Annotated in this window: 23 protein-coding genes; 20 read left to right on the top strand and 3 right to left on the bottom strand. The window is 72.5% G+C overall.

Features of this window, described 5'->3' with window-relative positions:
* The first annotated feature begins 4 nt into the window (after positions 1-4).
* Positions 5-895 (top strand): aromatic prenyltransferase, encoded by an 891-nt coding sequence (locus D0T12_RS18920; protein WP_117400900.1) that lies wholly within the window; start codon positions 5-7, stop codon positions 893-895.
* On the opposite strand, the gene D0T12_RS18915 is transcribed toward D0T12_RS18920, so the two are convergent.
* Positions 859-2,835, bottom strand: a complete 1,977-nt coding sequence (locus D0T12_RS18915) for an anthranilate synthase family protein (protein ID WP_117400899.1) — start codon at positions 2,833-2,835, stop codon at positions 859-861. The two genes, D0T12_RS18920 and D0T12_RS18915, sit on opposite strands and share 37 nt — an antisense overlap.
* Positions 2,836-3,063: 228 nt before the next feature.
* Here D0T12_RS18915 and D0T12_RS18910 point away from each other — a divergent pair, with 228 nt between their 5' ends.
* Genes D0T12_RS18910 through D0T12_RS18865 form a run of 10 tightly spaced genes read left to right on the top strand, consistent with a single transcriptional unit; the run spans position 3,064 to position 13,020 of the window.
* Entirely contained in the window at positions 3,064-4,341 is a 1,278-nt protein-coding gene (locus D0T12_RS18910; protein ID WP_199487539.1) for an aspartate kinase, read from the top strand.
* Positions 4,342-4,355: 14 nt separating this feature from the next.
* On the top strand, positions 4,356-5,180 hold the full coding sequence (locus D0T12_RS18905; RefSeq protein WP_117400898.1) for a 2-amino-3,7-dideoxy-D-threo-hept-6-ulosonate synthase: 825 nt from the start codon (positions 4,356-4,358) through the stop codon (positions 5,178-5,180).
* Positions 5,181-5,219: 39 nt separating this feature from the next.
* Positions 5,220-6,323 (top strand): 3-dehydroquinate synthase II, encoded by a 1,104-nt coding sequence (locus D0T12_RS18900; RefSeq protein WP_117400897.1) that lies wholly within the window; start codon positions 5,220-5,222, stop codon positions 6,321-6,323.
* 8 nt (positions 6,324-6,331) lie between these two features.
* Complete coding sequence (locus D0T12_RS18895; protein ID WP_199487538.1) at positions 6,332-7,102, top strand: amidohydrolase family protein; 771 nt, start codon at positions 6,332-6,334, stop codon at positions 7,100-7,102.
* Entirely contained in the window at positions 7,099-8,415 is a 1,317-nt protein-coding gene (locus D0T12_RS18890; RefSeq protein WP_117400896.1) for a phenylacetate--CoA ligase family protein, read from the top strand. Before D0T12_RS18895 ends, D0T12_RS18890 begins: the two co-directional genes overlap by 4 nt.
* A 31-nt stretch (positions 8,416-8,446) precedes the next feature.
* Positions 8,447-9,643 carry an FAD-dependent monooxygenase gene (locus D0T12_RS18885; RefSeq protein ID WP_117400895.1) on the top strand — a complete coding sequence of 399 codons (1,197 nt, stop codon included), beginning with the start codon at positions 8,447-8,449 and terminating at the stop codon, positions 9,641-9,643.
* A gap of 2 nt (positions 9,644-9,645) precedes the next feature.
* Positions 9,646-10,431 (top strand): 2,3-dihydro-2,3-dihydroxybenzoate dehydrogenase, encoded by a 786-nt coding sequence (locus D0T12_RS18880; protein ID WP_117400894.1) that lies wholly within the window; start codon positions 9,646-9,648, stop codon positions 10,429-10,431.
* Positions 10,432-10,459: 28 nt separating this feature from the next.
* Positions 10,460-11,110 (top strand): isochorismatase family protein, encoded by a 651-nt coding sequence (locus D0T12_RS18875; RefSeq protein ID WP_117400893.1) that lies wholly within the window; start codon positions 10,460-10,462, stop codon positions 11,108-11,110.
* A complete protein-coding gene (locus D0T12_RS18870; RefSeq protein WP_199487537.1) occupies positions 11,100-12,332 on the top strand; it encodes an MFS transporter in 1,233 nt (410 codons plus the stop codon). The genes D0T12_RS18875 and D0T12_RS18870 overlap by 11 nt, the downstream gene beginning before the upstream one ends.
* Entirely contained in the window at positions 12,319-13,020 is a 702-nt protein-coding gene (locus D0T12_RS18865) for an SDR family NAD(P)-dependent oxidoreductase (protein ID WP_117400892.1), read from the top strand. Before D0T12_RS18870 ends, D0T12_RS18865 begins: the two co-directional genes overlap by 14 nt.
* Before the next feature lie 36 nt (positions 13,021-13,056).
* On the opposite strand, the gene D0T12_RS18860 is transcribed toward D0T12_RS18865, so the two are convergent.
* A complete protein-coding gene (locus tag D0T12_RS18860) occupies positions 13,057-13,797 on the bottom strand; it encodes a DUF6081 family protein (protein WP_117400891.1) in 741 nt (246 codons plus the stop codon).
* Positions 13,798-14,009: 212 nt separating this feature from the next.
* On the opposite strand from D0T12_RS18860, the gene D0T12_RS18855 reads away from it, so the two are divergent.
* The 8 genes from D0T12_RS18855 to D0T12_RS18820 all read left to right on the top strand — a co-directional run bounded on the left by D0T12_RS18855 (position 14,010) and on the right by D0T12_RS18820 (position 23,675).
* Positions 14,010-14,369, top strand: coding sequence for a DUF485 domain-containing protein (locus D0T12_RS18855; RefSeq protein WP_117400890.1), 360 nt, complete (start codon positions 14,010-14,012; stop codon positions 14,367-14,369).
* Positions 14,366-16,090 carry a solute symporter family protein gene (locus tag D0T12_RS18850; RefSeq protein ID WP_117400889.1) on the top strand — a complete coding sequence of 575 codons (1,725 nt, stop codon included), beginning with the start codon at positions 14,366-14,368 and terminating at the stop codon, positions 16,088-16,090. Before D0T12_RS18855 ends, D0T12_RS18850 begins: the two co-directional genes overlap by 4 nt.
* A 20-nt stretch (positions 16,091-16,110) precedes the next feature.
* On the top strand, positions 16,111-17,715 hold the full coding sequence (locus D0T12_RS18845) for an FAD-dependent monooxygenase (protein ID WP_199487536.1): 1,605 nt from the start codon (positions 16,111-16,113) through the stop codon (positions 17,713-17,715).
* Positions 17,716-17,793: 78 nt separating this feature from the next.
* A complete protein-coding gene (locus tag D0T12_RS18840) occupies positions 17,794-19,284 on the top strand; it encodes a DUF6851 domain-containing protein (RefSeq protein WP_199487535.1) in 1,491 nt (496 codons plus the stop codon).
* A gap of 874 nt (positions 19,285-20,158) precedes the next feature.
* Entirely contained in the window at positions 20,159-21,166 is a 1,008-nt protein-coding gene (locus D0T12_RS18835) for a histidine kinase (RefSeq protein WP_117400888.1), read from the top strand.
* Between the two features lie 18 nt (positions 21,167-21,184).
* Positions 21,185-21,793 carry a response regulator transcription factor gene (locus D0T12_RS18830; protein ID WP_117400887.1) on the top strand — a complete coding sequence of 203 codons (609 nt, stop codon included), beginning with the start codon at positions 21,185-21,187 and terminating at the stop codon, positions 21,791-21,793.
* A 92-nt stretch (positions 21,794-21,885) separates the two neighbouring features.
* Entirely contained in the window at positions 21,886-23,016 is a 1,131-nt protein-coding gene (locus D0T12_RS18825) for a sensor histidine kinase (protein WP_117400886.1), read from the top strand.
* Positions 23,013-23,675: a response regulator gene (locus D0T12_RS18820; RefSeq protein ID WP_117400885.1), complete on the top strand. Its 663-nt coding sequence runs from the start codon at positions 23,013-23,015 to the stop codon at positions 23,673-23,675. Before D0T12_RS18825 ends, D0T12_RS18820 begins: the two co-directional genes overlap by 4 nt.
* A 27-nt stretch (positions 23,676-23,702) precedes the next feature.
* On the opposite strand, the gene D0T12_RS18815 is transcribed toward D0T12_RS18820, so the two are convergent.
* Positions 23,703-24,938 carry a 3-deoxy-7-phosphoheptulonate synthase gene (locus D0T12_RS18815; RefSeq protein WP_117400884.1) on the bottom strand — a complete coding sequence of 412 codons (1,236 nt, stop codon included), beginning with the start codon at positions 24,936-24,938 and terminating at the stop codon, positions 23,703-23,705.
* 261 nt (positions 24,939-25,199) lie between these two features.
* Here D0T12_RS18815 and D0T12_RS18810 point away from each other — a divergent pair, with 261 nt between their 5' ends.
* Positions 25,200-26,303, top strand: a complete 1,104-nt coding sequence (locus D0T12_RS18810; protein ID WP_117400883.1) for a LuxR C-terminal-related transcriptional regulator — start codon at positions 25,200-25,202, stop codon at positions 26,301-26,303.
* The last annotated feature ends 44 nt before the right edge of the window (positions 26,304-26,347 follow it).

Here is a 26,347-nt window from a genome sequence, read left to right as displayed (position 1 = left end):
TCCCATGTCCGAAACCGCTGAGGTGAAGGAACTCTGCGCGGTCATCGAGGAATGCGCCCGGATGCTGGACGTGCCCTTCGCCCGCCCCAGGGTGTCGTCCGTCCTGAACGCCTACGAGGACGCGTTCGGGCACGCCGCGACCGTCGTCGCCTTCCGGGTGGCGACCGGCGTCCGGCACGTCGGGGAACTCGACTGCCGCTTCACCACCCACCCCGACGACCGGGACCCCTACGCCTCCGCGTTGGCGAAGGGCCTCACCCCGGAGACGGACCACCCCGTCGGGGACCTGCTCTCGGACGTCCAGGCCCGGTGCCCCATCGACAGTCACGGCATCGACTTCGGTCTCGTCGGCGGCTTCAAGAAGGTCTACGCGTTCTTCACCCCGGACGACCTCCAGGACCTGTCGAAACTCACCGCCATGCCGGCCATGCCGCGCGCCCTCGCCGACAACGCCGGCTTCCTCGCCCGGCACGGCCTGGACGACCGCGTCGGCGTGATCGGAATCGACTACCGGAGCCGGACCGTGAACGTGTACTTCAACGAGGTGCCGGACGCGTGTTTCGAGCCGGAGACCATCCGTTCGACGCTCCGCGAGATCGGAACGGCCGAGCCGAGCGAACGGATGCTGCGGCTCGGGCGTGAGTCGTTCGGGCTGTACGTGACCCTGAGCTGGGACAGTCCAGAGATCGAACGGATCTGCTTCGCCGTGACGACCACCGATCTGGCGACGCTTCCCGTCCGGATCGAACCGGAGATCGAGAGATTCGTGAAGAGCGTCCCGTTCGGGGGCGACGACCGCAAGTTCGTCTACGGCGTCGCGCTGGCCCCCGAAGGGGAGTACTACAAACTCGAATCCCATTACCGGTGGAAGCCCGGGGCCATGGACTTCATCTGATCCGCGCCCGCGAGCAACGATCCGAGCAGTTCACCGAGGATCCGCGGGCCGTTCTGGGTGAGGATGGATTCCAGGTGGAACTGCACGGATCGGAACCCCGCGCCGCGCAGCGCGTGGACCTCGCCCGTCCGGCGGCTCCGGCTGACGTCGACCGGCCGGCCCTCCCAGAGGACGACGTCGTCCTCGGCGCACGCGGCGTAGGTGTTGTAGAAGCCGACGAGCTCTGGCCGGCCGAACAGGTCGATCGGCTTCTGCACGCCCTGGTTGGGCACCGCCCGCCGCACGATCTCCAGGCCCAGCTCGGCCGCGAGGATCTGGTGACCGAGGCAGATGGACAGGAACGGGACGTCACCGCGGAGCAACTCGCGGGTGAGCGCCCGCAGCGTGTCCATGCGCGGGTCCACCATGTCGCGCGGGTCGCCGGGGCCGGGGCCGACGATGACGAGGTCGAACCCGTCCGGGGGGCACGGCTCGTCGAACCGCCTGATCGTGGTCTTCAGGCCGAGGGCCCGCAGCTGATGGCCGAGCATCCCCATGAAGGCGTCCTCGTTGTCGACGACCAGCGCGTGCCGCCCGTCGAGCGCCGGGTGCGGTCCGTCGCGGCGGGTCCCGTCGAGCCAGAACCGCGACAGCGTGGCGTTCCGGCCCCGCAACGCCCGGCGCACCCGCGGATCGGCGGCAGGTGACGTGCGCGCCGCGGGCGAGGGCCCGCCGCGCGCCCCGGCGCCGTCCGCCGCGAGGCCGAGCGCCGCGAGCATCCCCGCGGCCTTGGCCCGGGTCTCGGCCACCTCGGAGGCGGGGTCGGAGTCGCGGACGAGGGTGGCGCCGACGCCGAGCCGCAGCCGCCCGTCGGCGGCCACCTCGGCCGTCCGGATCATGATCGCCGAGTCGAGCGTGCGGCCGCCGGCCGGGTCGCGTCCGATCAGCGCGAGAACGCCGCCGTAGTGGCCGCGGCCCGCCGTCTCGTGCCGGGCGATCACCCGGAAGGCGTTCTCGATGGGGCTGCCGGTGACGGTCGGCGCGAGCAGCGTCTCCCGCAGCACCTCGCGCACGTCGAGGTCGCCACGTCCGGTCAACACGTATTCGGAGTGGGTCAGCCGCGCCATTTCCTTCAAATACGGGCCGTGCGCCCGGCCGCCGTCGCCGCACATCCGGGCCATCATTTTCAGTTCCTCGTCGACCACCATATAAAGTTCGTTGGCCTCTTTCGGGTCGTGCAGGAACGCCAACAGACCGGAAATGTCGGGGCCGGACGGCGGATGGCGGTAGGTCCCGCTGATCGGGTTCATCGAGATGGTGCCGCCGGCCATGCCGACATGCAGTTCCGGGGACGCGCCGACGAACGTCCGCGCGCCGGTGTGGAACAGGAACGTCCAGTACGCCCCGGGCTCGCCGGCCAGCAGCCGCCGGAAGACGGCGAGTTCGGTGCGGACGGAACACTCCTCCAGCCGCGCGACGAACGTCCGCCTGATGACGAAGTTCGACCCGGCGCCCCGCCCGATCTCCTCGTCGAGCACCCGCCTGACGATCGCCGCGTACGCGTCTTCGCCGATGTCGAAACCCGCGTCCGACACGCGCACGTCCCGTTCCGGCAGCGCCGCCAGCGCCGCGTCGCGGCTCAGCTCGGCCTGCTCGTGGACCCGCATGGCAAGCAGCGGAGCGCGGTCGTCGCGGCAGGCGAACCCGCGCTCGGTGATCTGCCGGTACGGCACCGCCACGAGCAGGTCGTGGCGCGCGTCCCCTGCCGCGCCGGACGCCGGGGCGCCCGGCAGCGGCAGCCCGGCGAGACCGTCCACGGCGACGACCTCACCGGTCAGGACCTCCACCGGAGCGTCGCGCGCCGCGCCGGGCCGGTGCAACAGCGCGAAGGCGCGCCCGTCCCCGCCGAGGGCCGCCAGCGCGTCCCGGACGCCGCCCGCATGCGAATCCGTCCCGAACATATCGATCCCTTCGCCTGCGACCAGAACACGCCTTTCGATACTGCGGGGGCCGGAAGGAGTCGCACAATGACGTGAAGCCGCCCGAACATGCGATGGGCGTGTTCCCGTCAACGGATCGACGGCATTGGCGTGAACACCTTAATCGGCGGTACTACTCACGCGGGTAGTGGGCGGCCCGGTACTTCGCCTTTAGCATCGTGGCATACCCGTTCACGAGAGCGATGGAAAATGACTGAGGATCTGTTGGTCCAGAAATATGGCGGCAGTTCGCTGCGGACGCTCGACCGCGTCCGGCACGCCGCCCGCCGCGTCGCCGAGACCCAGCGGACGGGCAGGTCCGTGGTCGTGGTCGTCTCCGCCCGCGGCACCGGGACCGACGATCTGCTGCGGCTGGCCGCCGACATCGGCCCGGCCCGTTCGGGCCGCGAACTGGACCAGCTCCTCGCCACCGGCGAGTGCGAGTCGGCGGCGCTGATGGCCCTCGCCCTCGACGCGCGGGGCACCCCGGCGATCTCGCTGACCGGCCACCAGGCCGGGATCCGCGCCACCGGCCGGCACGGCGACGCGCTCATCTCCGAGATCGGCGCCGCCCGTGTACGGGCCGCGCTGGACGGCGGCGAGGTCGCCGTCGTCACCGGCTTCCAGGGGGTGGACCGCGCCGGGGACGTCGTCACGCTCGGGCGCGGCGGCTCCGACACGACGGCCGTGGCGCTGGCCGCGCGGCTGCGCGCGTCGGCCTGCGAGATCCACACCGACGTGGACGGCGTCTTCACCGCCGACCCCCGCGTGCTGCCGGCGGCGCGGCGGCTGCCGTGGGTCCGGCCCGACGTGATGGCGGAGATGGCGTTCGCCGGGGCGCGGATCCTGCACACCCGCTGCGTGGAACTGGCCGCGATGGAAGGAGTCGAGGTGCGCGTGCGGAACGCCTCGTCCCGGGCGCCCGGGACGACCATCGCCGAGCGGTGGGACGAACGACCGCTGGAGACCCGCCGGGCCGTCACGGCGGTGACGCACGACACCGACGTCGCCCGCGTCCTGGTGCACTGCCGGGACGGCCGCCGCGACCTCGCCCCCGAGGTGTTCGAGGCGCTCGCCGCCCACGGGACGGTGGTGGACCTGGTGGCCAGGTCCGGGCCCTACGAGCACGAGTTCCGCATGGGCTTCACGATCCGCCGCGGCGAGGCCGACACCGTCCGGGCCGCGCTGCACGAGGTCGCGACCGCGTTCGGCGGCGGCGTCCACGTCGACGAGGACGTCGGCAAGGTCTCCGTCGTCGGGATGGGGCTGCTCAGCCGCCCCGAGTACACGGCCACGCTCATGTCGGCGCTGGCCGCCGCCGGGATCCCGACGAGCTGGATCTCCACCTCCCAGCTGCGGCTGTCGGTGATCGTGCCGCGGGAGCGCACCGTCGACGCCGTCGCGACCCTGCACCGGGAGTTCCGCCTTGACCGGCACGAGCCGCCGGACGCCACACCCGCGGGCTCCGGCCGTTCCGCCACCGTCTGAGAGAGGCAGGGCCAGTGGCTGTGCACAACGCTTCGTTCGCTCGCGGTCTCCGCCTGCGGCGCCTGTTCCGGCACGGTGACGGGCGCCTGCTCGTCGTGCCGCTCGACCACTCCGTCTCCGACGGGCCGCTGCGCCGCGGCGACCTGGACCCCCTGCTCGGCGAGCTCGCCGGGACGGGCGTGGACGCCGTCGTCCTGCACAAGGGCAGGCTCCGGCACGTCGACCACGCCTGGTTCGGTGACATGTCGCTGATCGTGCATCTGAACGCCAGCACCCGCCTCGCCCCGGACCCGGACGCCAAGTACCTGGTCACCCATGTCGAGGAGGCGCTGCGGCTGGGCGCCGACGCGGTCAGCGTGCACGTCAACCTCGGGTCGCGGGAGGAGGCCCGGCAGGTCCGCGACCTGGCGACCGTGGCGGGGGAGTGCGAGCGGTGGAACGTCCCGCTGCTCGCCATGATGTACGCCCGCGGCCCGCGGATCAGCGACCCGCGGGCGCCGGAGCTGGTCGCGCACGCCGCGTCGCTGGCCGCCGACCTCGGCGCGGACGTCGTCAAGACCGACTACGCGGGCACGCCCGAACGGATGACCGACGTGGTGCGCGCCTGCCCGATCCCCGTCGTCGTGGCGGGCGGTCCGCGCCTGACCGAGCCCGACGCCGTGCTGGCCAACGTGTCCGACGCGCTGCGCGGCGGCGCCGCCGGGGTGGCGGTGGGCCGCAACGTGTTCCAGGCCGAGCGGCCCGGCCGGATGGCGGCCAGGATCGCGCGGCTGGTGCACGAGTCGCCGCGTCCCCCGGGCCACGACAACGTGGACGACCGCCTCGCCCTGACGCCCTGACATCCGCCGAGACCCCGACGTTCCGCTGAGGAGACACCTGTGAAACTGTGCTGGCTGGACATCCGCGACGCCGACGGGGCCAAGGAGGCGATCGTCGAGGAGGCCGTCCATCAGCGGGTGGACGCCATCGTGGCCGCCGACCCGGCCGACCTGGAACCGCTGCCTCCGACGGTGCGGAAGGTGCTCTTCCCGCACGACCGGGCACTGCCGGAGAAGCTGGAGCCCGCTGACCTGGTCATCGTCGACCCGGCCAGGCACGGGGAGCCCGCCGAGTTGGCGCACCGGCATCCCGGCGTGGAGTTCGGCCGGTTCGTGGAGATCACCGACGCCGACAGCCTCGACGACGCCTGCCGCTCGGCGCGCCAGGAGCGGTGGAGCGTGCTGCGGTTCCGCGACCCGACCAAGATCCCGTTGGAGATCGTGCTGGCCGCCGCGGCCGGGGCGGACGGCAGCATCGTCACCGAGGTCGCCGACGTGCAGGAGGCGAAGATCGTCTTCGGTGTGCTCGAACACGGCTCCGACGGCGTGCTGCTCGCCCCCCGCGCCCCGGGCGAGGCCACCGCCCTACGGTCCGCCGCGGTCAGCGGGGCCGCCGACCTGTCGCTCGTGGAGCTGGAGGTCACCGGGATCCGGCGGGTGGGGATGGGCGAACGGGTGTGCGTCGACACCTGCACGAACTTCCGCCTGGACGAGGGCATCCTCGTCGGCTCCCACTCCACCGGCATGATCCTGTGCTGTAGCGAGACCCACCCGCTGCCGTACATGCCGACCCGGCCGTTCCGCGTCAACGCGGGCGCGCTGCACTCGTACACGCTGTCGGACGACGGCCGCACCAACTACCTCAGCGAGCTGTCCGCCGGAGGCAAGGTCCTCGCCGTGGACGCGTCCGGCCGGGCCCGCGTCGTCACGGTGGGCCGGGTCAAGATCGAGACCCGGCCGCTGCTCGCGATCGACGCGGTCGCGGACTCAGGGGTGAACGTCAACCTCATCGTCCAGGACGACTGGCACGTGCGGGTGCTCGGACCGGGCGGCACGGTGCTGAACGTCACGGACCTGACCGCGGGCACGAAGGTCCTCGGTCACCTGCCGGTCGAGCAACGGCACGTCGGCTACCCGATCGACGAGTTCTGCATCGAGAAATGACGAGCGAAATGACGGAGTTGCGGGCGGGTCCCGTTCTCGACTTCCACGTGCGCCTGGCACCCCGTCCGGGGGCCGCCGAGCGGCTCCTGTCGACGCTGGACGGGTGCGGCATCGACCGGGCGGTGGTCTGCGCGGGCGGCACCATCGACCTCGAACGCCTGTCCCGCCAGCTCGTCGAGGGCGGGCACGTCGAGACCGACGCGGGCAACGACGCGGTGCTGGAGACGTGCGCGGGCACCGACGGGCGCCTGGTGCCGTTCTTCTTCGCCAACCCGTACCGTCCGCCCGCGGACTACCGGGAGAGGGCCGCCGAGTTCCGCGGGCTGGAGGTCTCGCCCGCCGTGCACGGCGTCGCCCTCACCGATCCGCGCGTCGACGCGCTCGTCGGCGTGGCCGCCGAGGTCGGCCACCCGGTGTACACGGTGTGCCTGGCGCGGCCCGGCGCGGGCGTCGCCGACCTGGTCGTCCTGGCCCGCCGGTTCCCGGACGTCGGGTTCGTGCTCGGGCACAGCGGCGTCGGCAACATCGACCTCCACGCCCTCACCCTGATCCGGGACGAGCCGAACATCCTGCTGGAGACCTCCGGCGGTTACACGTGCGTGGCCGAGGCGGCGCTGAGCCGTCTCGGCGCCGACCGGGTGCTGTTCGGCTCCGAGTACCCGCTCCAGCACCCCGCCGTGGAACTGGCCAAGTTCCGTGTGCTCGACCTGCCGCCCGAGCGGTGGCGGCGGGTCGCCTGGGACAACGCGCATCGACTGTTAGGAGAGGAGAAGCCGTGACCGAGAGCGATTCGGGCCTGCCCCAGCTCGGCCGGTGGAACGGGCCGGAGGACCTTCAGCGCCTCCAGGAGAAGCAGCTCGCGCAGACCGTCGTGTGGGCGTCCCGGTCGCCGTTCTACCGCGACCGGCTGGACGCGGCGGCCCTCCCCACGACGGTCGCCGACCTCGCCGACCTCCCGCTGACCACCAAGCAGGACCTTCGGGACAACTACCCCTTCGGGATGCTCGCGGTCCCGCGGGAACGCCTCGCCACCTACCACGAGTCGAGCGGGACCGCCGGACGGCCCACGCCGTCCTACTACACGGCGGAGGACTGGACCGACCTGGCCGAACGCTTCGCCCGCAAATGGATCGGGATCTCCGGCGAGGACGTCTTCCTCGTCCGCACGCCGTACGCGCTGCTGCTGACGGGGCATCTCGCGCAGGCCGCCGGACGGCTGCGCGGTGCGACCGTGGTGCCCGGCGACAACCGGTCCCTGGCGATGCCGTACGCCCGCGTGGTCCGCGTCATGCACGACCTGGGCGTCACGCTGACCTGGTCGGTGCCGACCGAATGCCTCATCTGGGGCGCCGCGGCGACCGCGGCCGGGCACCGTCCCGGCGACGACTTCCCGGCGCTGCGCGCGCTGTTCGTCGGCGGCGAGCCGCTCACGTCCGCCCGCCGCGCCCGCATCAGCCGGATGTGGGGCGTCCCGGTGATCGAGGAGTACGGCTCCACCGAGACCGGCAGCCTCGCTGGGGAGTGCGAGCACGGCCGGATGCACCTGTGGGCCGACCGCGCGCTGTTCGAGGTGTACGACCCGAAGACCGGCACCGTCTCCGCGGACGGCGAGGGCCAGCTCGTGGTCACGCCACTGTTCCGCGAGGCGATGCCCCTGCTGCGCTACAACCTGGAGGACGACGTCTCGGTCTCGTTCGACGGCTGTGACTGCGGATGGGACCTGCCGACCGTCCAGGTTCTCGGCCGGGCGGCGTTCGGCCACCGGGTCGGGGACGCGACGGTCACCCAGCACCGGCTGGAGGAACTCGTCTTCTCCCTCCCGGACTCCTACCAGGTCGTGTTCTGGCGGGCGCGAGCGGAACCGGACGCGCTGCGCGTCGAGATCGAGGTGCCGGAGGAGCACCGGGAGGCCGCCCAGACAGAGCTCGCCGCCTCGGTGCGGTCCGCGTTCGGCGTCGGCTGCGAGGTCACCGGGCTGGCCCCGGGGACCCTCGTGCCGCACGAGGCGCTGACCACCATGCCCGACGTGGTGAAACCGCGAAGCCTGTTCGGACCCGACGAGGATTGGGGCAAAGCGCTCCTCTACTACTGAGGAGACGACCACTACCCGTGGGGGGAACGACATGGCGCAGTTGACGGTGGCGGTGGCCGGAGCCGGGATCGCGGGACTCACGCTCGCCGCCGCCCTCTGCCGGAACGGAATCGACTGCCACGTCTACGAGCAGGCCGAGCGCCTCGCCGAGGTGGGGGCGGGAGTGCAGGTGGCGCCCAACGCCACCCGGCTGCTGCGCCGCCTCGGCCTGGCCGACCGCCTGAGCGCCGTCGCGGTCGCGCCGGAGGCGATCGAGGCGCGCCGCTGGGACGACGGCGCGCTGTTGCGGCGCACCCCGCTGGGCGACCTGTGCCGCCGCAGGTTCGGGGCGCCCTACTACACGCTCCACCGCGCGGACCTGCACGACGCGCTGCTCTCGCTCGTCCCGCCGGACCGGGTGCACCTCGGCGCCCGGGGCGTCGCCGTGACCCAGGACGCCGGGGCCGCGCGGCTGCGTATGGCCGACGGGGCGGAGATCGCGGCGGACCTGGTCGTGGGCGCCGACGGCATCCACTCCGTCGTGCGCGAGCACCTCGTCACCGACCGGCCCCGGTACTCCGGGCACACGATCTACCGGGGTCTGGTCCCCGCCGAGAAGGTGCCCCACCTGGTCGCCGAGCCGCGCGTGCGGCTGTGGTTCGGACCGGAGCGACACTGCGTGTGCTATCCGGTGTCGTCCGGCGAACAGGTGAGCTTCGGGGCGACCGTCCCCGCGTCGGACTGGCGGGAGGAGTCCTGGTCGGCTCGGGGTGACGTCGCCGACCTCGCGGCCGCGTACCGGGGCTGGCACGCCGACGTCGCCGAGCTGATCGGCGCGGCGGAGACGGTCGGCAGGTGGGCGCTGCACGATCGCGAGAGCATCGACCGGCTGGGCGCGGGACGGGTCGCCGTCATCGGTGACGCGGCCCACCCGATGCTGCCGTTCCAGGCGCAGGGCGCGAACCAGGCCGTCGAGGACGCCGTCGTGCTCGCCCTCTGCCTGTTCGGCGTGGACCCGGAAGGCGGCCTCGACGCCCTGGGCGCGGCCCTGCGCCGTTACGAGCGGATCCGCCTTCCTCGGACCACGCGAATCCAGCGCCAGTCACGCGACAGCGTGAAGACCTTCCACCAGGCCCACGGCGACGCGGAGACCCGTCGCGACACCGCGCGGGACTCCTCGGTGCTGGACGACCACCGGTGGTTGTTCGAGTACGACGCCGAGCAGGCCGCCATGACCAGCGGGAGCTGATGATGGAGTTGACCGGAATCGAATCGACGGTCGCACTGGTCACCGGTGCGGCGCAGGGCATCGGCGCCGCCGTGGCCGCCACCCTGGCGGGCGCCGGCGCGCACGTCGCGGCCGTGGACCGCAACGCCGACCGGCTCACCACCACCGTCGCCAAACTGGAGGCCGAGGGAGGGACCGCCCGCGGCTACACCGTCGACGTGCGCGACAGCGCGGCGGTGGACGCGCTCGTGCGCCGCGTCGAGGACGAGCTCGGCCCCATCGGCATCCTCGTCAACGCCGCCGGGGTCCTGCACACCGGCCGGGTGGTCGAGCTGCCGGACCGGCAGTGGGACGAGACTTTCTCCGTCAACGCGGGCGGCGTGTTCAACGTGTCCCGCGCGGTGGCCCGGCGGATGATCGACCGCCGTCGGGGCGCGGTCGTGACCGTCGCGTCCAACGCCGCCGGGGTGCCGCGTGTGGAGATGGCCGCCTACGCCGCGTCGAAGGCCGCGTCCGCGCAGTTCACGCGGTGCCTGGGGCTGGAGCTGTCCGGCTACGGCATCCGCTGCAACGTCGTCTCGCCCGGGTCGACCGACACGCCCATGCTGCGCTCGATGCTCGGCGAGGAGGGCGATCCGCGGCAGGTCGTCGAGGGCTCCCCGGCCGCGTACCGCGTCGGCATCCCGCTGCGGAAACTGGCCCGGCCGCGGGACGTGGCCGAGGCGGTCGCGTATCTCGTGTCCGACCAGGCGGGCCACGTCACCATGCACGACCTCTACGTGGACGGCGGCGCCGCGCTGCACGTCTGACGGCCCCCGACGAACCAGGAGGCTGACCATGGCCATGTCCCCGATCGCGCCCTACCGCATGCCGGGCGAGGACGACCTACCGCCCGCCGCGGTGCCCTGGCGCCCGCGCCCCGACCGGGCCGTCGTGCTGGTGCACGACATGCAGCGGTACTTCCTGCGTCCCTTCCCGGCCGGGCGGTCACCGCTGACCGGGCTGCTCGCCAACACCGCGAAGCTGCTCGCGACGGCACGCGCCGCGGGCGTGCCGGTGATGTACACGGCGCAGCCGGGCGGGATGACCCGCGAGGAGCGCGGGCTCCTGCACGACTTCTGGGGTCCTGGCATGGGCAAGGAGGAGGCCGAGCGGGCCATCGCCGACGACGTCGCCCCCGAACAGGGGGAGACGGTGCTGACCAAATGGCGTTACAGCGCGTTCTTCCGCAGCGACCTGGAGGAACGGATGCGGCGGTCGGGCCGCGACCAGCTGGTCGTCTGCGGCGTCTACGCGCACATGGGGTGCCTCCTCACCGCCTGCGACGCCTACAACCGCGACATCCAGCCGTTCCTCGTGGCGGACGCGCTGGCCGACCTGACCCTCGACGACCATCTGATGGCGCTCCGCTACGCCGCGGACCGCTGCGCCGTCCCGCTGTCCACGGCCGACGCGCTCGCCGCCCTGGAGACCGGTGATGGCGCCTAGCCGGCGGGGCTCGGGATGGCTGCCGTGCCTGCTGCTGGCCACGTTCGTCATCGGGACGGACGACTTCGTCATCGCCGGCGTCCTCCCGGTCATCGCCGCGGACCTCCGGGTGAGCGAGGCGGCCGCGGGCCAGCTCGTGACCGGCTTCTCCGTCACCTACGCGGTGGCGGCCCCCGCCATGGCCCTGCTCACCGCGCGGCTGCCCCGCAAAGCGCTCCTCGTCGGCGGGCTGGCGGCCTTCGCGGCGGCCAACCTCGCGACCGCGCTGGCCCCGAACTACGCGACGCTCATGGGAGCGCGGGTGCTGACCGCGCTGATCGGGGCCACCCTCACCCCGGCGGCCTTCGCCGTGGCCGAGCGGCTGTCGGCGCCCGAGCGGGCCGGACGCGCCATCGGCATGGTCGCCGCGGGGCTGACCCTGTCGCTGTTCGTGGGCGTGCCCGTCGGCACGCTGCTGGGCGAGAACCTCGGCTGGCGGTCGACGTTCGTGGCGGTGGGCGTGTTCACCTGCCTGGTGGTCGCGGCCGGTTCCGTGCTGCTGCCCCGGGTGCCGGGCGCCGTCCCCCTCGGGATGGGCGGGCGGTTGCGGAACCTCGGCCGTCCCGCGGTGCTGCTGTGCGCGGCGGGCACCGTGGTCGCCGCCGGAAGCGGCCTGATGACCTACACCTACATCGCCCCCCTGACCGAGGACCTGACCGGGCGGGGCGGCGGGATCCTGGCCCTGTTCATCGCCGTGGTCGGCGTGGCCGGCGCGGCGGGCACCGTCGCCGGCGGCCTGCTCACCGACCGCTGGGGCCCCGACCGCACGCTGCTGGCCTCGGTCGCGGGCGTGGTCGCCGCCACGGCGGTCTTGGCCGCCCTCGGGACGGGCGGACCGGAGACGGCGCCGGTGTGGCCGGTGGCCCTCACGCTCGCCCTCTGGGGATTCTCGGCGTGGAGCTTCACCCCGCCGATGAACACCCGGATCATGCGGCTGGCGGGCGAGGCGGGCACCGAGGCCGTGGCCCTCAACACCAGCGGACTGTACGTGGGAATCGCGATGGCGGGCGCGGCGGGCGGTGCCGTCCTCGCCGCCTATGACGGCACCGGGGTCGCCGTCGCCGCGACCGCGGTCGGCGTGGTCGCCTACACGGTGCTGGCCGCGTCCGTCCGCCGCTTCCCCGTCCGGGACGAACGTCCGACGTCGACAGGCAGGAAGGGAAACACCCATGTCCGAGCGTAGTCATGTCGTGGTCATCGGAGGAACGTCCGGGATCGGCCGCCATTTCGCCCGAACCCGGGCCGGGCACGGCGACGACGTGGTCATCACCGGCCGCGCGGAGGACCGGACGAAGGGGATCGCCGACGAGATCGGCGGGAACACCCGCGGGCTCGCGCTGGACCTCGCCGCCCCCGAACGGGTCGGGGACGCCCTCGCCGACGTGGAACGCGTCGACTGGCTGGTCCTCACGGCGCTCGACCGCGACCACAACATGGTCCGCGACTACCGTCCGGCCGACGCGACGCGCCTGCTGACGGTGAAGCTCACCGGCTACACCGCCGTCCTCCACGCCCTCGCGCCGCGGATGACCGACGAGAGCGCGGTCGTGCTGCTCGGCGGGCTCGCCAGCCACCGGCCCTATCCGGGGTCCACGACCGTGACGACGGCCAACGGCGGTGTCGCCGCGCTGGTCCGGACGCTGGCGGTGGAGCTCTCCCCGATCCGCGTGAACGCGCTGCACCCGAGCATCGTCGCCGACACGCCGTTCTGGAGCGACAAGCCCGCCGCACGCGAGGCCGCCCGCGCCAGCGCGCTCACCGGGCGCGGGGTGACCATGGAGGACTGCACCGACGCGATCACGTTCCTGCTGCGCAACCGCGCCATCAACGGCGTGAACCTCAACATCGACGGCGGCGACGTGCTGCTCTGACGCGGCTTTCCGGCCGTTCGTCCCAGCCGCTGGTTCTCATGAGACCGTGCCGGCGACCCGCCACGGGCCCCACCGGCCGGTCGCGCCCTGCCCGTGCTCCCGCTCCGCGCGGGAGTACCGGGTCAGGTCGCGGGACGAGAACAGCGCCATGCCCACGTGGAAGCCCGCGACCGGCACCGGAAGCCGCGCCCGGTGCGCCGGCCGTCCGTCGACGTGCCACTGGACTTCCGCGTTCTCGGGCAGGTAGCTGATGGCGTAGCGGTGCCGGCGCCCCGGCTCCGTCGACACCTCCAGGTCCACGCGGTTGACGAAGTGCTCGTGCGGACGGGGCACGCCGGGAACCGCCAGGCGTTCGAGCACCGCGAAGACCGTGTCGTTGGTCGCGGCCGCGTTGAGCACGACACCGCTCTCCAGGTCGAAGACGTTCACCGTGCCGTACGCGTCGAGGAGGTCGTACGGGATCTGGCCGTAGGTCCGCACCGCCATGTCGACCTCGAACGTCAGCCGTCCCGCCGCCGGCGTGAGGAAGCGCCGCACGGACCGGTACATCTGCTTGGCGTTGTTCTGTTTCGGGTCCGTGTCGTGGAAGCGGCTGAACGGGTCGACGGTCAGTTCGAAGCACCCGTCGCCGGTGCGCACCCGGGCGTTGCGGTCCCGGTACTCGTGCCTCTCGCCGTCCGCCCCCCGCATCTCCATGATCCGCCAGCGGGCCGGGTCGAGCTCCTCGCCGGTGAAGTCGTCGTACGTCCAGGTGCTGATCTCCGGTGCCGAGGTCATGCCGCCACGATCGGCCGGGCGCCGTCCGCGGGCCATCACACGTTCACGCGGTTCGGCCGGAGCGGCACGCCATTTCTCCGGGGCACGCCGAAGATCCCGTGAATGGGCCATGTTCGCGCGGCGGCGCTCGCTGAGACTGCCTACTGACCGCCACGCCACGACGTCGGCGCTGCGCGTCGGCGCACCGGCGTCCTCGTCACGCAGGAGGTGTCATGGTCACGCAGAGTCCGCCAGCGGACGGTGACCGCTATGTCGCTGCCCATTCCAGCGCCGAGTTCCAGACCCTGCGGCGCCGATCACAGGCCTTCCTCCTCTGGGCGAGCGTCGTGTTCTTCGGGTGGTGGTTCACCGGAAGCGCGCTCGCCACCTTCGCGCCGGACTTCTTCCGGCGGGAGGTCGGCGGGCCCGTGAACCTCGGCCTGCTGTTCGTCCTCCTCTCGTTCGTCCTCGTGGTCACGCTCTCCGGGCTGTACCTGCGGTACGCCCGTACCCGGCTGGACCCCCTCGGTGAACAGGTCCGGGCGGGTCTGGAAGCGGGGCCGGATGTGGGTCCGAAGGGAGAAACCCGATGACCGTTCTCGCCGATCCACCGCCCCCGGTCGACAACACGTGGGCGGCGCCCGCGGTCGCCGTTCCGGCGACCCTCGCCATCGCGGTCGTCGTGTTCCTCCTCGTGCGGGCCGTGCGCGGCGGCATCCGCGACCAGGGCGACTTCCTGCTCGCGGGACGCCGAATCGGCCCCGGCCAGAACGCCCTGGCGCTGGCCGCGGCCCCCCTCATGTACTCGACCCTGTTCATCATCACCGGTCATGTCGCGTTGAGCGGCTACGACGCGGTCCTCCTCCTGACGTCGTTCACGATGTCGATGATGCTCGGGGTGCTGCTCTTCGCCTCGCACATGCGGAACCTGGGCGCGACCACGCTCGGCGACGTGTTCGCGATGCGCGCGAGGGAGCGGCCCGCGCGCATCGCCGCGTCGGTCGTCACCCTGACGATCTACGCCATGTTCACGGTCATCACGCTGGCCGCGATCGCCTTCATCCTCAACCGGTGGTTCGGCCTGGACTCCCTCGTCGGGCTGGCCGGGTCGGTCCTCGTCGTCGGCCTGGTCACCGTCCTGTACGTGTACATGGGCGGGATGCCCGGGGTCACCCGGCTGCTGACGTTCAAGGCGGTCGTGGCGCTCGGCGTCGTGGCGATGCTGACCACGCTGGTGCTGGTCAAGTTCGACTTCAACCTCGTCAGGCTGCTCGACACGGCCGAGGCCAGGTCGGCGCCGCAGGGCGACTACGACCTGCTCGGCCCCGGCCGCCTGTTCGGCGAGGGGTCCGACCGGTGGGTCCACCTCTCCAAGCTCTTCTGCGTCGTCGTCGGCGTGGCCGCGATTCCGTTCCTGTTCATGCGCAACTTCGCGGTGACGAACGGGCCGGACGCGCGGCGGTCGGCCGGGTGGGCCGCGATGATCGTCGTGGCGGTCTACGCCTGCATGGCCGTCGTCGGGCTGGGCTCGGTCGCGGTCCTCGGCCGGGAGAACATCGGTGTGATCAAGGCGCACCGCGACATCAGCCTGCCGAAGCTCGCCGACGAGCTCGGCGGGCCCCTGATGGTCGGCGCGCTCGGCGCGGTCGCCGTGCTCACGGTGGCCGGGGTCTTCGCCGCCCTGCTGATCAACGCGGTGACCTGCGTCACCCGGGACGTCAACGCCCTGCGCGGACGGCGGCCCGCTCCGGGGCGGGAGCTGGCGGACGTCCGCCGCAACGTCATGATCGTCGGGATCGTCTCGGTGGTCGGCGGCGTCGCGATGCTGCCGGTGCGGACCCACATCTTCATTCCGACGTCGATCGACGTGGCGGGCGCCACGATCCTGCCGGTGGTCGTGTACGCGCTGTTCTGGCGGCGCTTCAACACCGCGGGCCTGAAGTGGGCGGTCTACGGAGGACTCGCCTCGACCATGTTCATGGTCGTGTTCTCCAACGGGATGTCGGGCGCCGAGGACGCCATCTTCGCCGGGTCCGACTTCAAGTTCATCGACATCGAGCCGGGGCTGATCTCGGTGCCGCTCGCGTTCCTCCTCGGCTTCCTCGGCACGGTCCTGAGCGGTGAGCGTGACGACGCCGCGTTCGCCGAGATTCAGGTCCGGTCGCTGACGGGCGCCGTCGTCCCGGCGCGGCGCGGCGCGTCCGTCGGGGCCGTCCTCGACGTCGGCGGGAACGGCCGGGACGTGAACCGCGGGGACGGGAACGGCCGGGACGGTGACGGCCGGGCGAACCGGACGACCAGCGAAGCGCGCTGAGCGAGCGCATGTTCGGAGGCATGGTGCATCCGGTACCGGTTCTCGTGGTGGGCGCGGGCCCGGTCGGCATGGTCGCCGCCCTGGTCCTCGCCCGCCACGGTGTCCCCTGCGTCCTCGCCGACCAGGGCTTCGAGACGTCCGACCATCCGAAGCTGGACTACGTCAACGCCCGCAGCATGGAGTTCCTCCGGCACCTCGGCGTGGCCGGGGACGTCCGCGCCGCGGGCGTGGGACCCGAGCATCCGGCCGACGTGATCTGGTCGACCGGCCACGCCGGGGAGCCGATCACCACGTGGGAGCTTCCGTCGGTGGCGGAGGAGTGCCGCCGCATCGCCGAGCACGACGACGGCACGCGCCCCGTGGAGCCCGGCCAGCGGATCTCCCAGATCGAGTTGGAGCCGGTCCTGCGGGCGCACTGCCGGCGTGAACCGCTCATCGACCTGCGCCGCGGGCTGCGGTTCGACACCCTCACCCAGGACGGCGACGGCGTCACCAGCCACCTGGTCGACGTGATGAGCGACGACCAGGTCCAGGTGCGGTCCCGGTACGTGATCGGGTGCGACGGCGCGTCGAGCCGGGTCCGCGCGGCGGCGGGCATCGGCCTTGAGGGCTTCGACGTCCCCGGGTTGCCGAGCGCCTTCATGGTGCACTTCAAGAGCCGCGACCTGGCCACCCTGCACCGGCACGGCCGGTTCTGGCACTACTTCGCCTTCCGGTACGTCGTCCTCGCCCAGGACGAGGCGGACACCTGGACCGTGCACGTCAACGGCATGGACCCGGGCGAGTTCGACACGCCGCCCGCCGATCCGGCGGGGTTCGTGCGCGACATCACGCGGACGGACCTGAGGATCGACAAGGTGCTGCTCACCTCCCGCTGGCGCCCCGACTTCATGATCGCGGACCGGTACCGGGCGGGACGGGTCCTCCTCGCCGGGGACGCCGCCCACCGGATGTTCCCGACCGGCGCCTACGGCATGAACACCGGCGTCGGCGACGCGGTCGGCGCCGCCTGGAAGGTCGCCGCCCTCGTCCGGGGGTTCGGGGGGCCCGGTCTCCTCGACGCCTACGACGCCGAGCGCCGCCCGGTCGGCCTGCGCAACATGCACACGTCCCACCGGCACCTCGGCGTCCACCTCAGGGCGGGGGCGCTGTTGCGCGACGGCGCTCCGCTCGCCGCCATCGCGTCGACGCTCCAGGCCGAGCGCGGCGAGAACGAGTACACGGGGGTCGAGTTGGGCTACCGCTACGCCGACTCGCCGGTGGTCTGCCACGAGGAGGGGCCCGAACCGCCGTGGAGCCCCCACGCGTACACGCCGACGACCTGGCCCGGGGGGCGTCCGCCCAGCCTTCTCCTGGACGACGGGACGCCGATCTTCGACCGTTTCGCGGCGGCCTTCACGCTCGTCGACTTCGTGGGCGACGGTCGCGCCGTCCCGCTCCTGGCGGCCGCGGCCGCCCAGAGACTGCCGGTCCGGCACGCCGTGGTGCGGGACGCCCGCGTCCGCGAGGTGTGGGAGCGCGATCTCGTCCTGCTCCGGCCCGACCACCATGTGGCCTGGCGCGGGAACGCGACCGGCGCCGACCCGGCGGCGGTGGTCCGGCGCGTGCGAGGCGCCGGACGCTGACATGAACGAACGCCACTTCACGATCTTGTCGGCCCGCGCGTTCCGGCGCGGCGGGCCGGTCGAAAGGAGAGTCCCCCGATGACGTACCTGAGGCGACCGCGCGGCCGGCGGCTGGGATACGCGGTGACCATCGCCACCGCGACCGCCGTGGCCGGATCGCTCACCAGTGCCGTGGCGGCGGCCCCCCGGGACGCGGCGGGCTTCGACCTCGACCACGGGAACGCCCTGATCGAGGTCGTCTACCCGAAGTTCCAGCGCGTGTCCCGCGAGCAGAGTTCGGGCCGTGCGGTGTCGCTGACCGTGGACCACGCCATGCTGATCGAGATGCCGTGGTTCGACGCCCTGGCCCCGTACCACCCGAAGGCCGTGGGCATCTTCTCGAACATCGGGCGCCGTCCGAGCACGGAGCACACGACCCGCAACAAGAACATCGCCGTCATCTACTCCGCGTTCACCTCGCTCAACGCGATCCTTCCGGAGTACAGGAGCCGCTGGATCGAGATGATGGAGTCGGCGGGGCTCGACCCGAACGACACCGAGGAGGACCCGACCACGGCGAGCGGCATCGGCATCCTCGCCGCCAAGAACGCCATCGCCGCGAGGAGGGGCGACGGGTCCAACCGGGACGGCGCCGAGGGCGGGCGCACGTACAACCGGCGACCCTACGCCGACTACACGGGCTACCGGCCGGTGAACGGTCCGTACCGGCTCCGCAACCCGTCGCGCTGGCAGCCGAACGTGACCTCGACGCGCAACGTCTACCGGACCCAGCAGTTCGCGACGCCCTACTTCGGGCGGTTGAAGCCGTTCTCCTACGACAGCCCCGACCGGTTCGAGGTCTCGCCGCCGAAGAACAGCGATCACCGCGACCGCCGGGCGTACCGGCGCCAGGCCGACAAGGTCCTGGAGGCGTCGGCGAAACTGGACGACCGGAAGAAGATGACCGCCGAGCTCTTCAACGACAAGGTCCTGACGTTCGGGGCCGTCGCGGGGACCCCGGTCGTCACCACCGGCAAGTACGACACCGAGAAGATGGTCCACTACATCGTCACGTCCGACGTCGCGTTCGTCGACGTCACCATCGCCACGTGGCACTTCAAACGCAGGTTCGACTCGGTGCGGCCGTTCAGCGCGATCCGTCACCTATACGGGGACGAGAAGGTCACGGCCTGGGGCGGGCCGGGGAAGGGGACCGTCGACGACATCACGGGGAACGAGTGGCAGGCGTATCTGCACTCGAACTCGGCCGACCACCCCGAGTACCCCTCCGCGACGGCGTCCCTCTGTCAGGCGTTCGCCGAGCAGGTGCGCCGGTTCACCGGCACCAACAAGATCAACATCTCTGTTCCCACCCCCAAGGGCTCCTCGCTCGTCGAACCGGGCGTCACCCCGGCCACCGACATCACGCTGCGCTGGAGCAACTGGACGGACTTCGCCGACGACTGTGGCGAGAGCCGGGTCTGGGCGGGGGAGAATTTCCCATCGGCGATCAGCGCGGCGTCCCAGTACGCCCCGGCGATCGGCGCGTTGAGCCACGAGTTCGTCCAGCGCAAACTGAACGGCCGTTGATCCTCGGCGGTCCCGGGCGCGCCGGTACCCGCTTCGGTGTCCGCGGATGTTCTCGATCGCAAGGCGGTTCACCGGCGAATACGTCGCGCCCGGATGCGATGGTCCGCCATGCACGTGACCGCCCGGTCACAGAAAGTGCGTCTTTCCGGGAACTCGATCGTCGTTGATCTGTTAGCCGTCCGAAATTTCGGCGCGGTCCGGGGCCGAGTGAAGGGCCCCCGGCGCCTCTTACCAGTTCCGGCCAAAACGTTCCGTCCGCCTTTACCTCGCGCATCACGGGTTTCATGAGGTCGCGGAGTGTGCCGGCCGGTGCTCCGGTTCACCGCCCGGGTTCCGTCGCCGACGGTGACGAACCCGGGCGGTGATCCGCCCGCCGCCGGGACGGACCGGCGATCGAGGAATCATCACCATGTGTCGCGGGAGGAATGCGATCCGTCACACATTCTGGGTACTGCTCCTGACATTAGCATGCCGCCGCTGTCAGTGAACGTGTTCGGTCGGAGCGGCCGGGGCACTTCTGTCGTGAGGGATCCGGGCGAGTTATAGTCGATCAGGGGCTCGTCCGCATAGTGGGGGATTCTGCCTATGATCTTTCACGCACTCCGCGTAAGGTCACGTCCACCCGTTTCGACGGCGCGCGACATCGGCCCGGAACTTTCGAGTGAGATCTTCGCTCCCGTCGAACGAGAGGGCGGGCCGCTTCTCCCTCCCTCCGCCCGCCGTGGTTTCCGCGCCGCTAATCCGAAATGGTCTCGCGTATTCGGCGGGACATGCCGGGCGTGAGCTTATCCGTGCGGCGGACCACGAGGAATCGCTCGTCGGCCACGAGCAGCCGGGACTCTCGCGCTCAGGCCGACCCCAGGAGGACGCTCCCATGACCGATGTCCTGCCGCCGTGTCCCGCGGCGTCGAAAACGTACTCCGTGCTCGTCGCCGAACCCGAGACGTCGGCCCGTGCCGTGCTCGCGGCGGCGCTCGGGGCGGCTCCCCGACTGGACGTGGTGGGCGAGGTGGCCGACGCCGACGAGGTCGTGCTCCGCGCGGCGCGGACCCGTCCGGACGTGGTGGTGATGGGCGCCGGGGCGCCCGGAATGAGCGTCGCCGCCGCGACCCGGCGCCTCCGCAACGCCACCGACCCGCCCGAGATCGTCGTCCTCGCCGACCCCGCGGACCACGCCCGCGGCCGTGAGGTCCTCAGGGCGGGGGCGTCCTGCCTGCTCCCCCGGGACTCGCCGCCCGAGCGGCTCGTCTGCGCGATCCCCGCCGTGGCGGCCGGTTACGTGGTCATGGCCCCCGCCTTCGCCGACCAGATGATGGAGGGCTCCACGCGCAGGGACCTGCACGACGTTCTCGGCCGCACCCTCGCCGCGATCAACCGCAAGGGCGAGCTGGTCGCGCGGCTCCTCGTCGCGCAACCGGACCGGGCCAGGGCCGAGCTGGAGACCGTGCTCGCGCTCGCGCGCCGGTCCATCGCCGAGGTCCGCGCGCTGGCCGCCGGTTACCACCTCGGCGACCTGGCCACCGAGATCGAACAGGTCCGCGCCGATCTGGAGGTCATGGGGGTCCGGGTGGAGACGGCCCGCGTCCCGCCGGCTCTGCCCCGCCCGATCCAGGAGGCGTTCGGCTGGGTCGCGCGGGAGGCGGCCGCCAACGTCATCCGGCACAGCGAGGCCGGTCACTGCCGGATCGAGATCTGGACCGGCGGCCGGACCGCGCACCTGCGGATCACCAACGACGGCGCCCGCCGGGCCGGTCCGGGCGCCGCCGGGACCGGCCTCGCCGGGCTGGCGGCACGGCTGCGCGTCGTCGGCGGCGCGCTCGTCCACGGCCCCGGTCCCGATCTGACGTATCGCGTCGAGGCGACGGCCCCGCTCGGCGGATAGAGCGGCTGTGGAGGAAAGATGGCGATCAAGGTTGTCCTGGCCGAGGACGAGGCGCTCACCAGGGAGGCCCTCACCGAACTTCTCCAACTGTCGGACGGCATCGAGGTCGTCGCCCACACGGGCCGGGGCGACCGGGTGCTGGACCTCGTGAACGAGCACCGCGCCGGGCTCGCCGTCCTCGACGTGCACATGCCGGGCATGAACGGCATCGAGGTCGCCGAGCAACTGAACCGGGAACGTTCCGGGTTCCCGGTGGTGATCCTCACCTGCGACGCCCGCCCCGGGCACCTGCAACGGGCGCTCAAGGCAGGAGTTCGCGGCATCCTCACCAAGGAGACCTCGATCGGCGAGCTGGTCAGGGTGATCCGCGAGGTGTACGCGGGCGGCCGGCACTTCGCCCCCGACCTGGTCGCCGAGATGCTGGCCGTCGGCGAGAACCCGTTGACGGCCCGCGAGGTGGAGATCCTGAAGGCGGCCGAGGACGGCCGCCCCCTCAGCGTCATCGCCTCGCAGCTGCATCTCAGCCCCGGGACGGTCCGCAACCACATCCACTCGGCGATCAACAAGTTGGAGGCGGGGAACAGGATCGGCGCCGTGCAGGCAGCGTCGCGGGCCGGCTGGCTGTGAGCCGGCCGGGGGCGACTACCGTGCGCGCGGTAGCCGGTCCCTCGTCCACAAGGAGGAGTGACCCGCCGCATACCTCCGGTTAGGGTGCGCCCATGAGCACAGAACGGTCCCGGGTCCCGGTCGCCGCCAAGGACTGGACGATCGCGGTCGGCGTCGCCGCGGTCCTGCTGATCGTCGGGCTGTCCGGGGACCACCACGCCGCGGATCCCGACGCGCTCGGCTATGGGCTGCTGGCGGCGGGCGGCCTGGCGCTGGCGGCGGGCCGGCGCGCGCCGGTCGCCGTGCTGGCCGTCACCTGGCTCTGCGTGATCGGGTACAACGCGGTGGGGTTCGAGGTGCCCGCGGTCGCGTACCTGTTCGCGGTGTACGCGACCATGCGCGCCGGGCATCGCCTGGTCACGCTGCTGATGTCGGTGGCGCTGCTCGCGGCGCTGCCCCTCGCCATCATGGTGTCGCCCGGGGACGGGCCGGCGGGCGAGGCGTTCGCGCAGGCCCGCGGCGTCCTGGAGATCGCGTGGCTGGTCGCCGCGGCCGCCGCGGGGGAGGCTCTGCGGCAGGCCGAGCGCCGCGCGGACGAGGCCGAGCGCACCCGCGAGGAGGCCGCCCGGCTGCGCGCCACCGAGGAGCGCCTGCACATCGCGCGGGAACTGCACGACTCGCTGACGCACCACATCTCCATCATCAAGGTGCAGGCCGGGGTCGCCGTCCACCTGGCGCGCAAGCGGGGCGAGGAGGTGCCGGAGGCGCTGCTGGCGATCCAGGAGGCCGGCCGGGAGGCGACCCGCGAACTGCGGTCCACACTGGAGACCCTCCGCGACGTCTCCACGTCGCCCGCGCACGGACTCGACCGCGTCCCCGACCTGATGGAACGGGCCCGGGGGATAGGGCTGAAGACGACGCTCCGGATCGACGGGCAGAAACGCGCCGTGCCGGAGGCGGTCGACCAGACCGCGTACCGGATCGTCCAGGAGTCGCTCACCAACACCGCCCGCCACGCCGCCGCCGCGACCGCCTCGATCTGGATCGACTACCGTCCCGACGCCCTCGCCATCCGGGTCGACGACGACGGGACGGCCACGCCCGGCTCCGCTCCCGTGCCCGGTGTCGGGCTGCTCGGCATGCGCGAGCGCGTCACCGCCCTCGGCGGGCGGCTGCGCGCCGAACCGCGCGACGAGGGCGGCTTCACCGTCCAGGCCGAGCTTCCCGTGGGGCGGCCGTCGTGATCCGGGTCCTGCTGGTCGACGACCAGCCGCTGCTGCGCAGCGGGTTCCGCTCCCTCCTCGCCGGCGAGGAGGACATCGAGGTGGTGGGCGAGGCGGCCGACGGCAGGGAGGGCCTGGCCCTCGCCAGGAAGCACCTGCCCGACCTCGTCCTCATCGACATCCAGATGCCCGTCATGGACGGCATCGAGGCGACCCGCCAGATCGCCGCCGACCCCGCCCTCGCCGGCCTGCACGTGGTGATCCTCACCAACTACGGCTTCGACGAGTACGTCTTCGACGCGCTGCGCGCCGGGGCCGCGGGGTTCCTCGTCAAGGACATCGAGCCGGAGGACCTGCTGCACGCCGTCCGCGTCGCCGCCCGCGGCGACGCGCTGCTCTCCCCGTCGATCACGCGCAAGCTGATCGACCGGTATGTGGCGCGGCCGCCGCACACCGGCGCCGACGCGAACCTGAAGGGCCTGACGAACCGCGAACGGGAGGCCGTCGCCCTGGTCGCGCAGGGGCTGTCCAACGACGAGATCGCCGACCGGATGGTGATCAGCCCGCTGACCGCGAAGACGCACATCAACCGGGCCATGACCAAGCTCCAGGCCCGGGACCGGGCCCAGCTCGTGGTGCTCGCCTACGAGTCCGGCCTGCCGGTCCCGGGCGGCCGCTGACACCCCGCTCGGCGGGCCCGTGACCGTTCAGCGGGTCGTCGCGGTCCCCTTGGCCCACGCCTCGATGAGTTCGGTGGCCTGGTCGGGGTTCAGCCTCGGGTCGCACAGCGACGTGTAGCGGCGTCGCAACTCGTCCTCGTCGCGCACCGGGCCTCCGACGCATTCCGTGACGTCGTCCACCGCGACCTCCAGGTGGAGTCCCGAGGGCCGCCGCCCGTGCTCCTCGACGATGTCGCGGAACCGCAGCGCCTCGGTGATCATGGCGGTGAGATGACGCGTCTTCAGGCCGAGGGACGATCTCACCGTGTTGCCGTGCATGGGATCGTTCAGCCAGATGACCGGATGCCCGGCGTCGGCCACCCGGCGGACGATGGGCGGCAGGGCCTGCCGAATCCGGTCGTGGCCCATGCGGGGGATCAGGACGAGGCGGCCGGGCTCGCGCCGCGGATCGAGCGTGTCGCAGACCCGCAGGACGTCGTCGGGGTCCGCGGTCGGCCCGAGTTTGCAGCCCACCGGGTTGGCGACGCGGGAGAGCAGGGCGACGTGGGCGTCGTCTGGGCCGCGGGTCCGTTCCCCGATCCACGGCAGATGCGTCGAGGCGAGGTAGGGGTCGCCCGTCTCCGGGTCGCGGCGGATCAGCCGGGACTCGTAGTCGAGGACCAGAGCCTCGTGGCTCGACCACGGCCCGTCCGCCATGGTCGTGTCACCCGTGCCGTCGCCGCGCGTCCGGCGGTACTCCCGCATCACGTGCTGCACACCGGCGCTGGCCTCGTAGGCCCACACCATGCGCCGGGGGTCCGCCCTGCGCGACACCGGGCCGGCCGGCTCCGAGTTGATCATGTGTCCGCGGAAGGACGGGACGGTCACCCCGCCGTGCTCCTCGGTCTCCCGCGACCTGGGCTTGGCGAACTGCCCGCCCATGCGCCCGACGCGGACGACGCTCCGGCCGGTGAGCTCGTGGAGCCGATCCGCCAGCCGGTCGATGAGACGCAGCTTCCCGGTCACGTGCCGGGGCGCGCACTCGTAGAAGCTCTCCGCGCAGTCGCCGAGTTGGAGCAGCAGCTCGTCCGTCGCGGTCAACCCCGCCAGGGTGTGCCGCAGCCGCCGCACCTCCGCGGCCGTCACCAGCGCCGGGGCGGAGGCCAGCCACCGGACGGCCTCGGAATGGTCGGGGTGGTCGCGCCAGTCCGGCTGCTGGGCCGCCGGCCTGTCCTGCCACGACCCGGGGTGCGGGGAACGCGCCGGGGAAGTGGATGGCTGCATGTGTGCTCCCGTCGAGCGTCCACCGGATCGAGGCGTGTGCGGACAGCGTGACCCGGCGGCGGGGACGCGCACATCGCGCGTTCGCGCCATCGGGCGGGCGGGATCTCCCGGCCGAGGGTCCGAACTCCGAGGGCAAAATCGCCGAGTGTGTGGTCTGCTCACCGGACCGCGAGTCATGTGGAGGTGGTGTGCCCACAGAGAGGACAAATCGCTGGCTGTGGCGTCTAGCGTGATGGCTTATCGGCGGCGCATACTCGCCTAATGGGCGACGACATCGGCGACGTCGGCGGCGACGCGATGGCCGCCGACGAGGAGTGCCTGAGTTCCGGGCTGGAGCGGCTCGTCACCGCCGGTGGGCTGGACGAGTTGCAGGAGCGCTACTTCGACTGGGTCACCGGTCACGTGCCGTCCTTCGCCTACGGCCTCTACCTGTTCGACCGGCGGACGGGCCGTCCCCGGGCGTCGTCCGTGCGCGGGCTCAGCCGGTTCTACGCGCATCGCTACGAGCAGTTCGGCCGGGCCCTCGATCCGGTCCTGCGCGGGGCCCTGGCGGCCGGGCGGGCCTGGGACGACTCGCTGGTGAGGCCGCCCGACCGGTGGCGGGAGGCGCCGATCGTCCAGGGGCTGTTCCGGCACTACGACATGGCGCACGTCATGTGCGCGCCGCTGATCAGCGGCGGGGAGGTCATCGGGACGATCAACTTCGCCCGCAACGGGACCGAGCCCGCCTTCGACGACGGCGACCGGCGCCGGGCGACCGTGGCGGCGCGGATGTTCCAGGCGGCGGTCGCGGCGACGGACCTGGTGGCGGCGATCGACGCCGAGCGGGCGGCGTGGCTGGGCGCGCTGGAGGCGAGCGGCCAGGCGATCGTGGTCACCGACCTGGACCGGGCCGAGCGGCACGCGAACCGGGCCGCGCGTGCGCTGCTGGACGCGGCGGACGGCGCGTGGCCCTCCCTCGACGCGGCGATCGACGGCGGGGAGTCGACACGGCGGCTGACGGTGCGCCCCCCGGCGAACGACGCCGCGAATGACACGGCGAACGACGCGGTGAAGGACGCCGGGGCGGACGGGCTCGCGACCGGCATCACCGTGACGTCGGCGCCCCTGCCCGAGCGTCCCTCGTTGATCGTGTCGATCCTGTCGGCGGAGTCCCGGACGGCGGCGCTCGCCCCCGCGGTGCGCCGTCTCCTCACCGAGCGCGAGGCGGCGATCGCCGAGCTCGTCGCCGCCGGGAAGCGTGACCACGAGATCGCCGGCAGCCTGCACATCAGCCCGAACACCGTCAAGCACCACCTCAAGTCGATCTACCAGAAGCTCGGGGTGCGCTCCCGGGTGGAGCTGGCGGCCCTGCTGCTGCGGTGATCCCCCTTTCGGGTGGTCCGCGCCTCCCCACGAACGGGCGATGT

Source organism: Actinomadura spongiicola (assembly GCF_003432485.1).
GTDB lineage: Bacteria > Actinomycetota > Actinomycetes > Streptosporangiales > Streptosporangiaceae > Spirillospora > Spirillospora spongiicola.
This window is presented reverse-complemented; position numbering and strand designations above follow the sequence as displayed.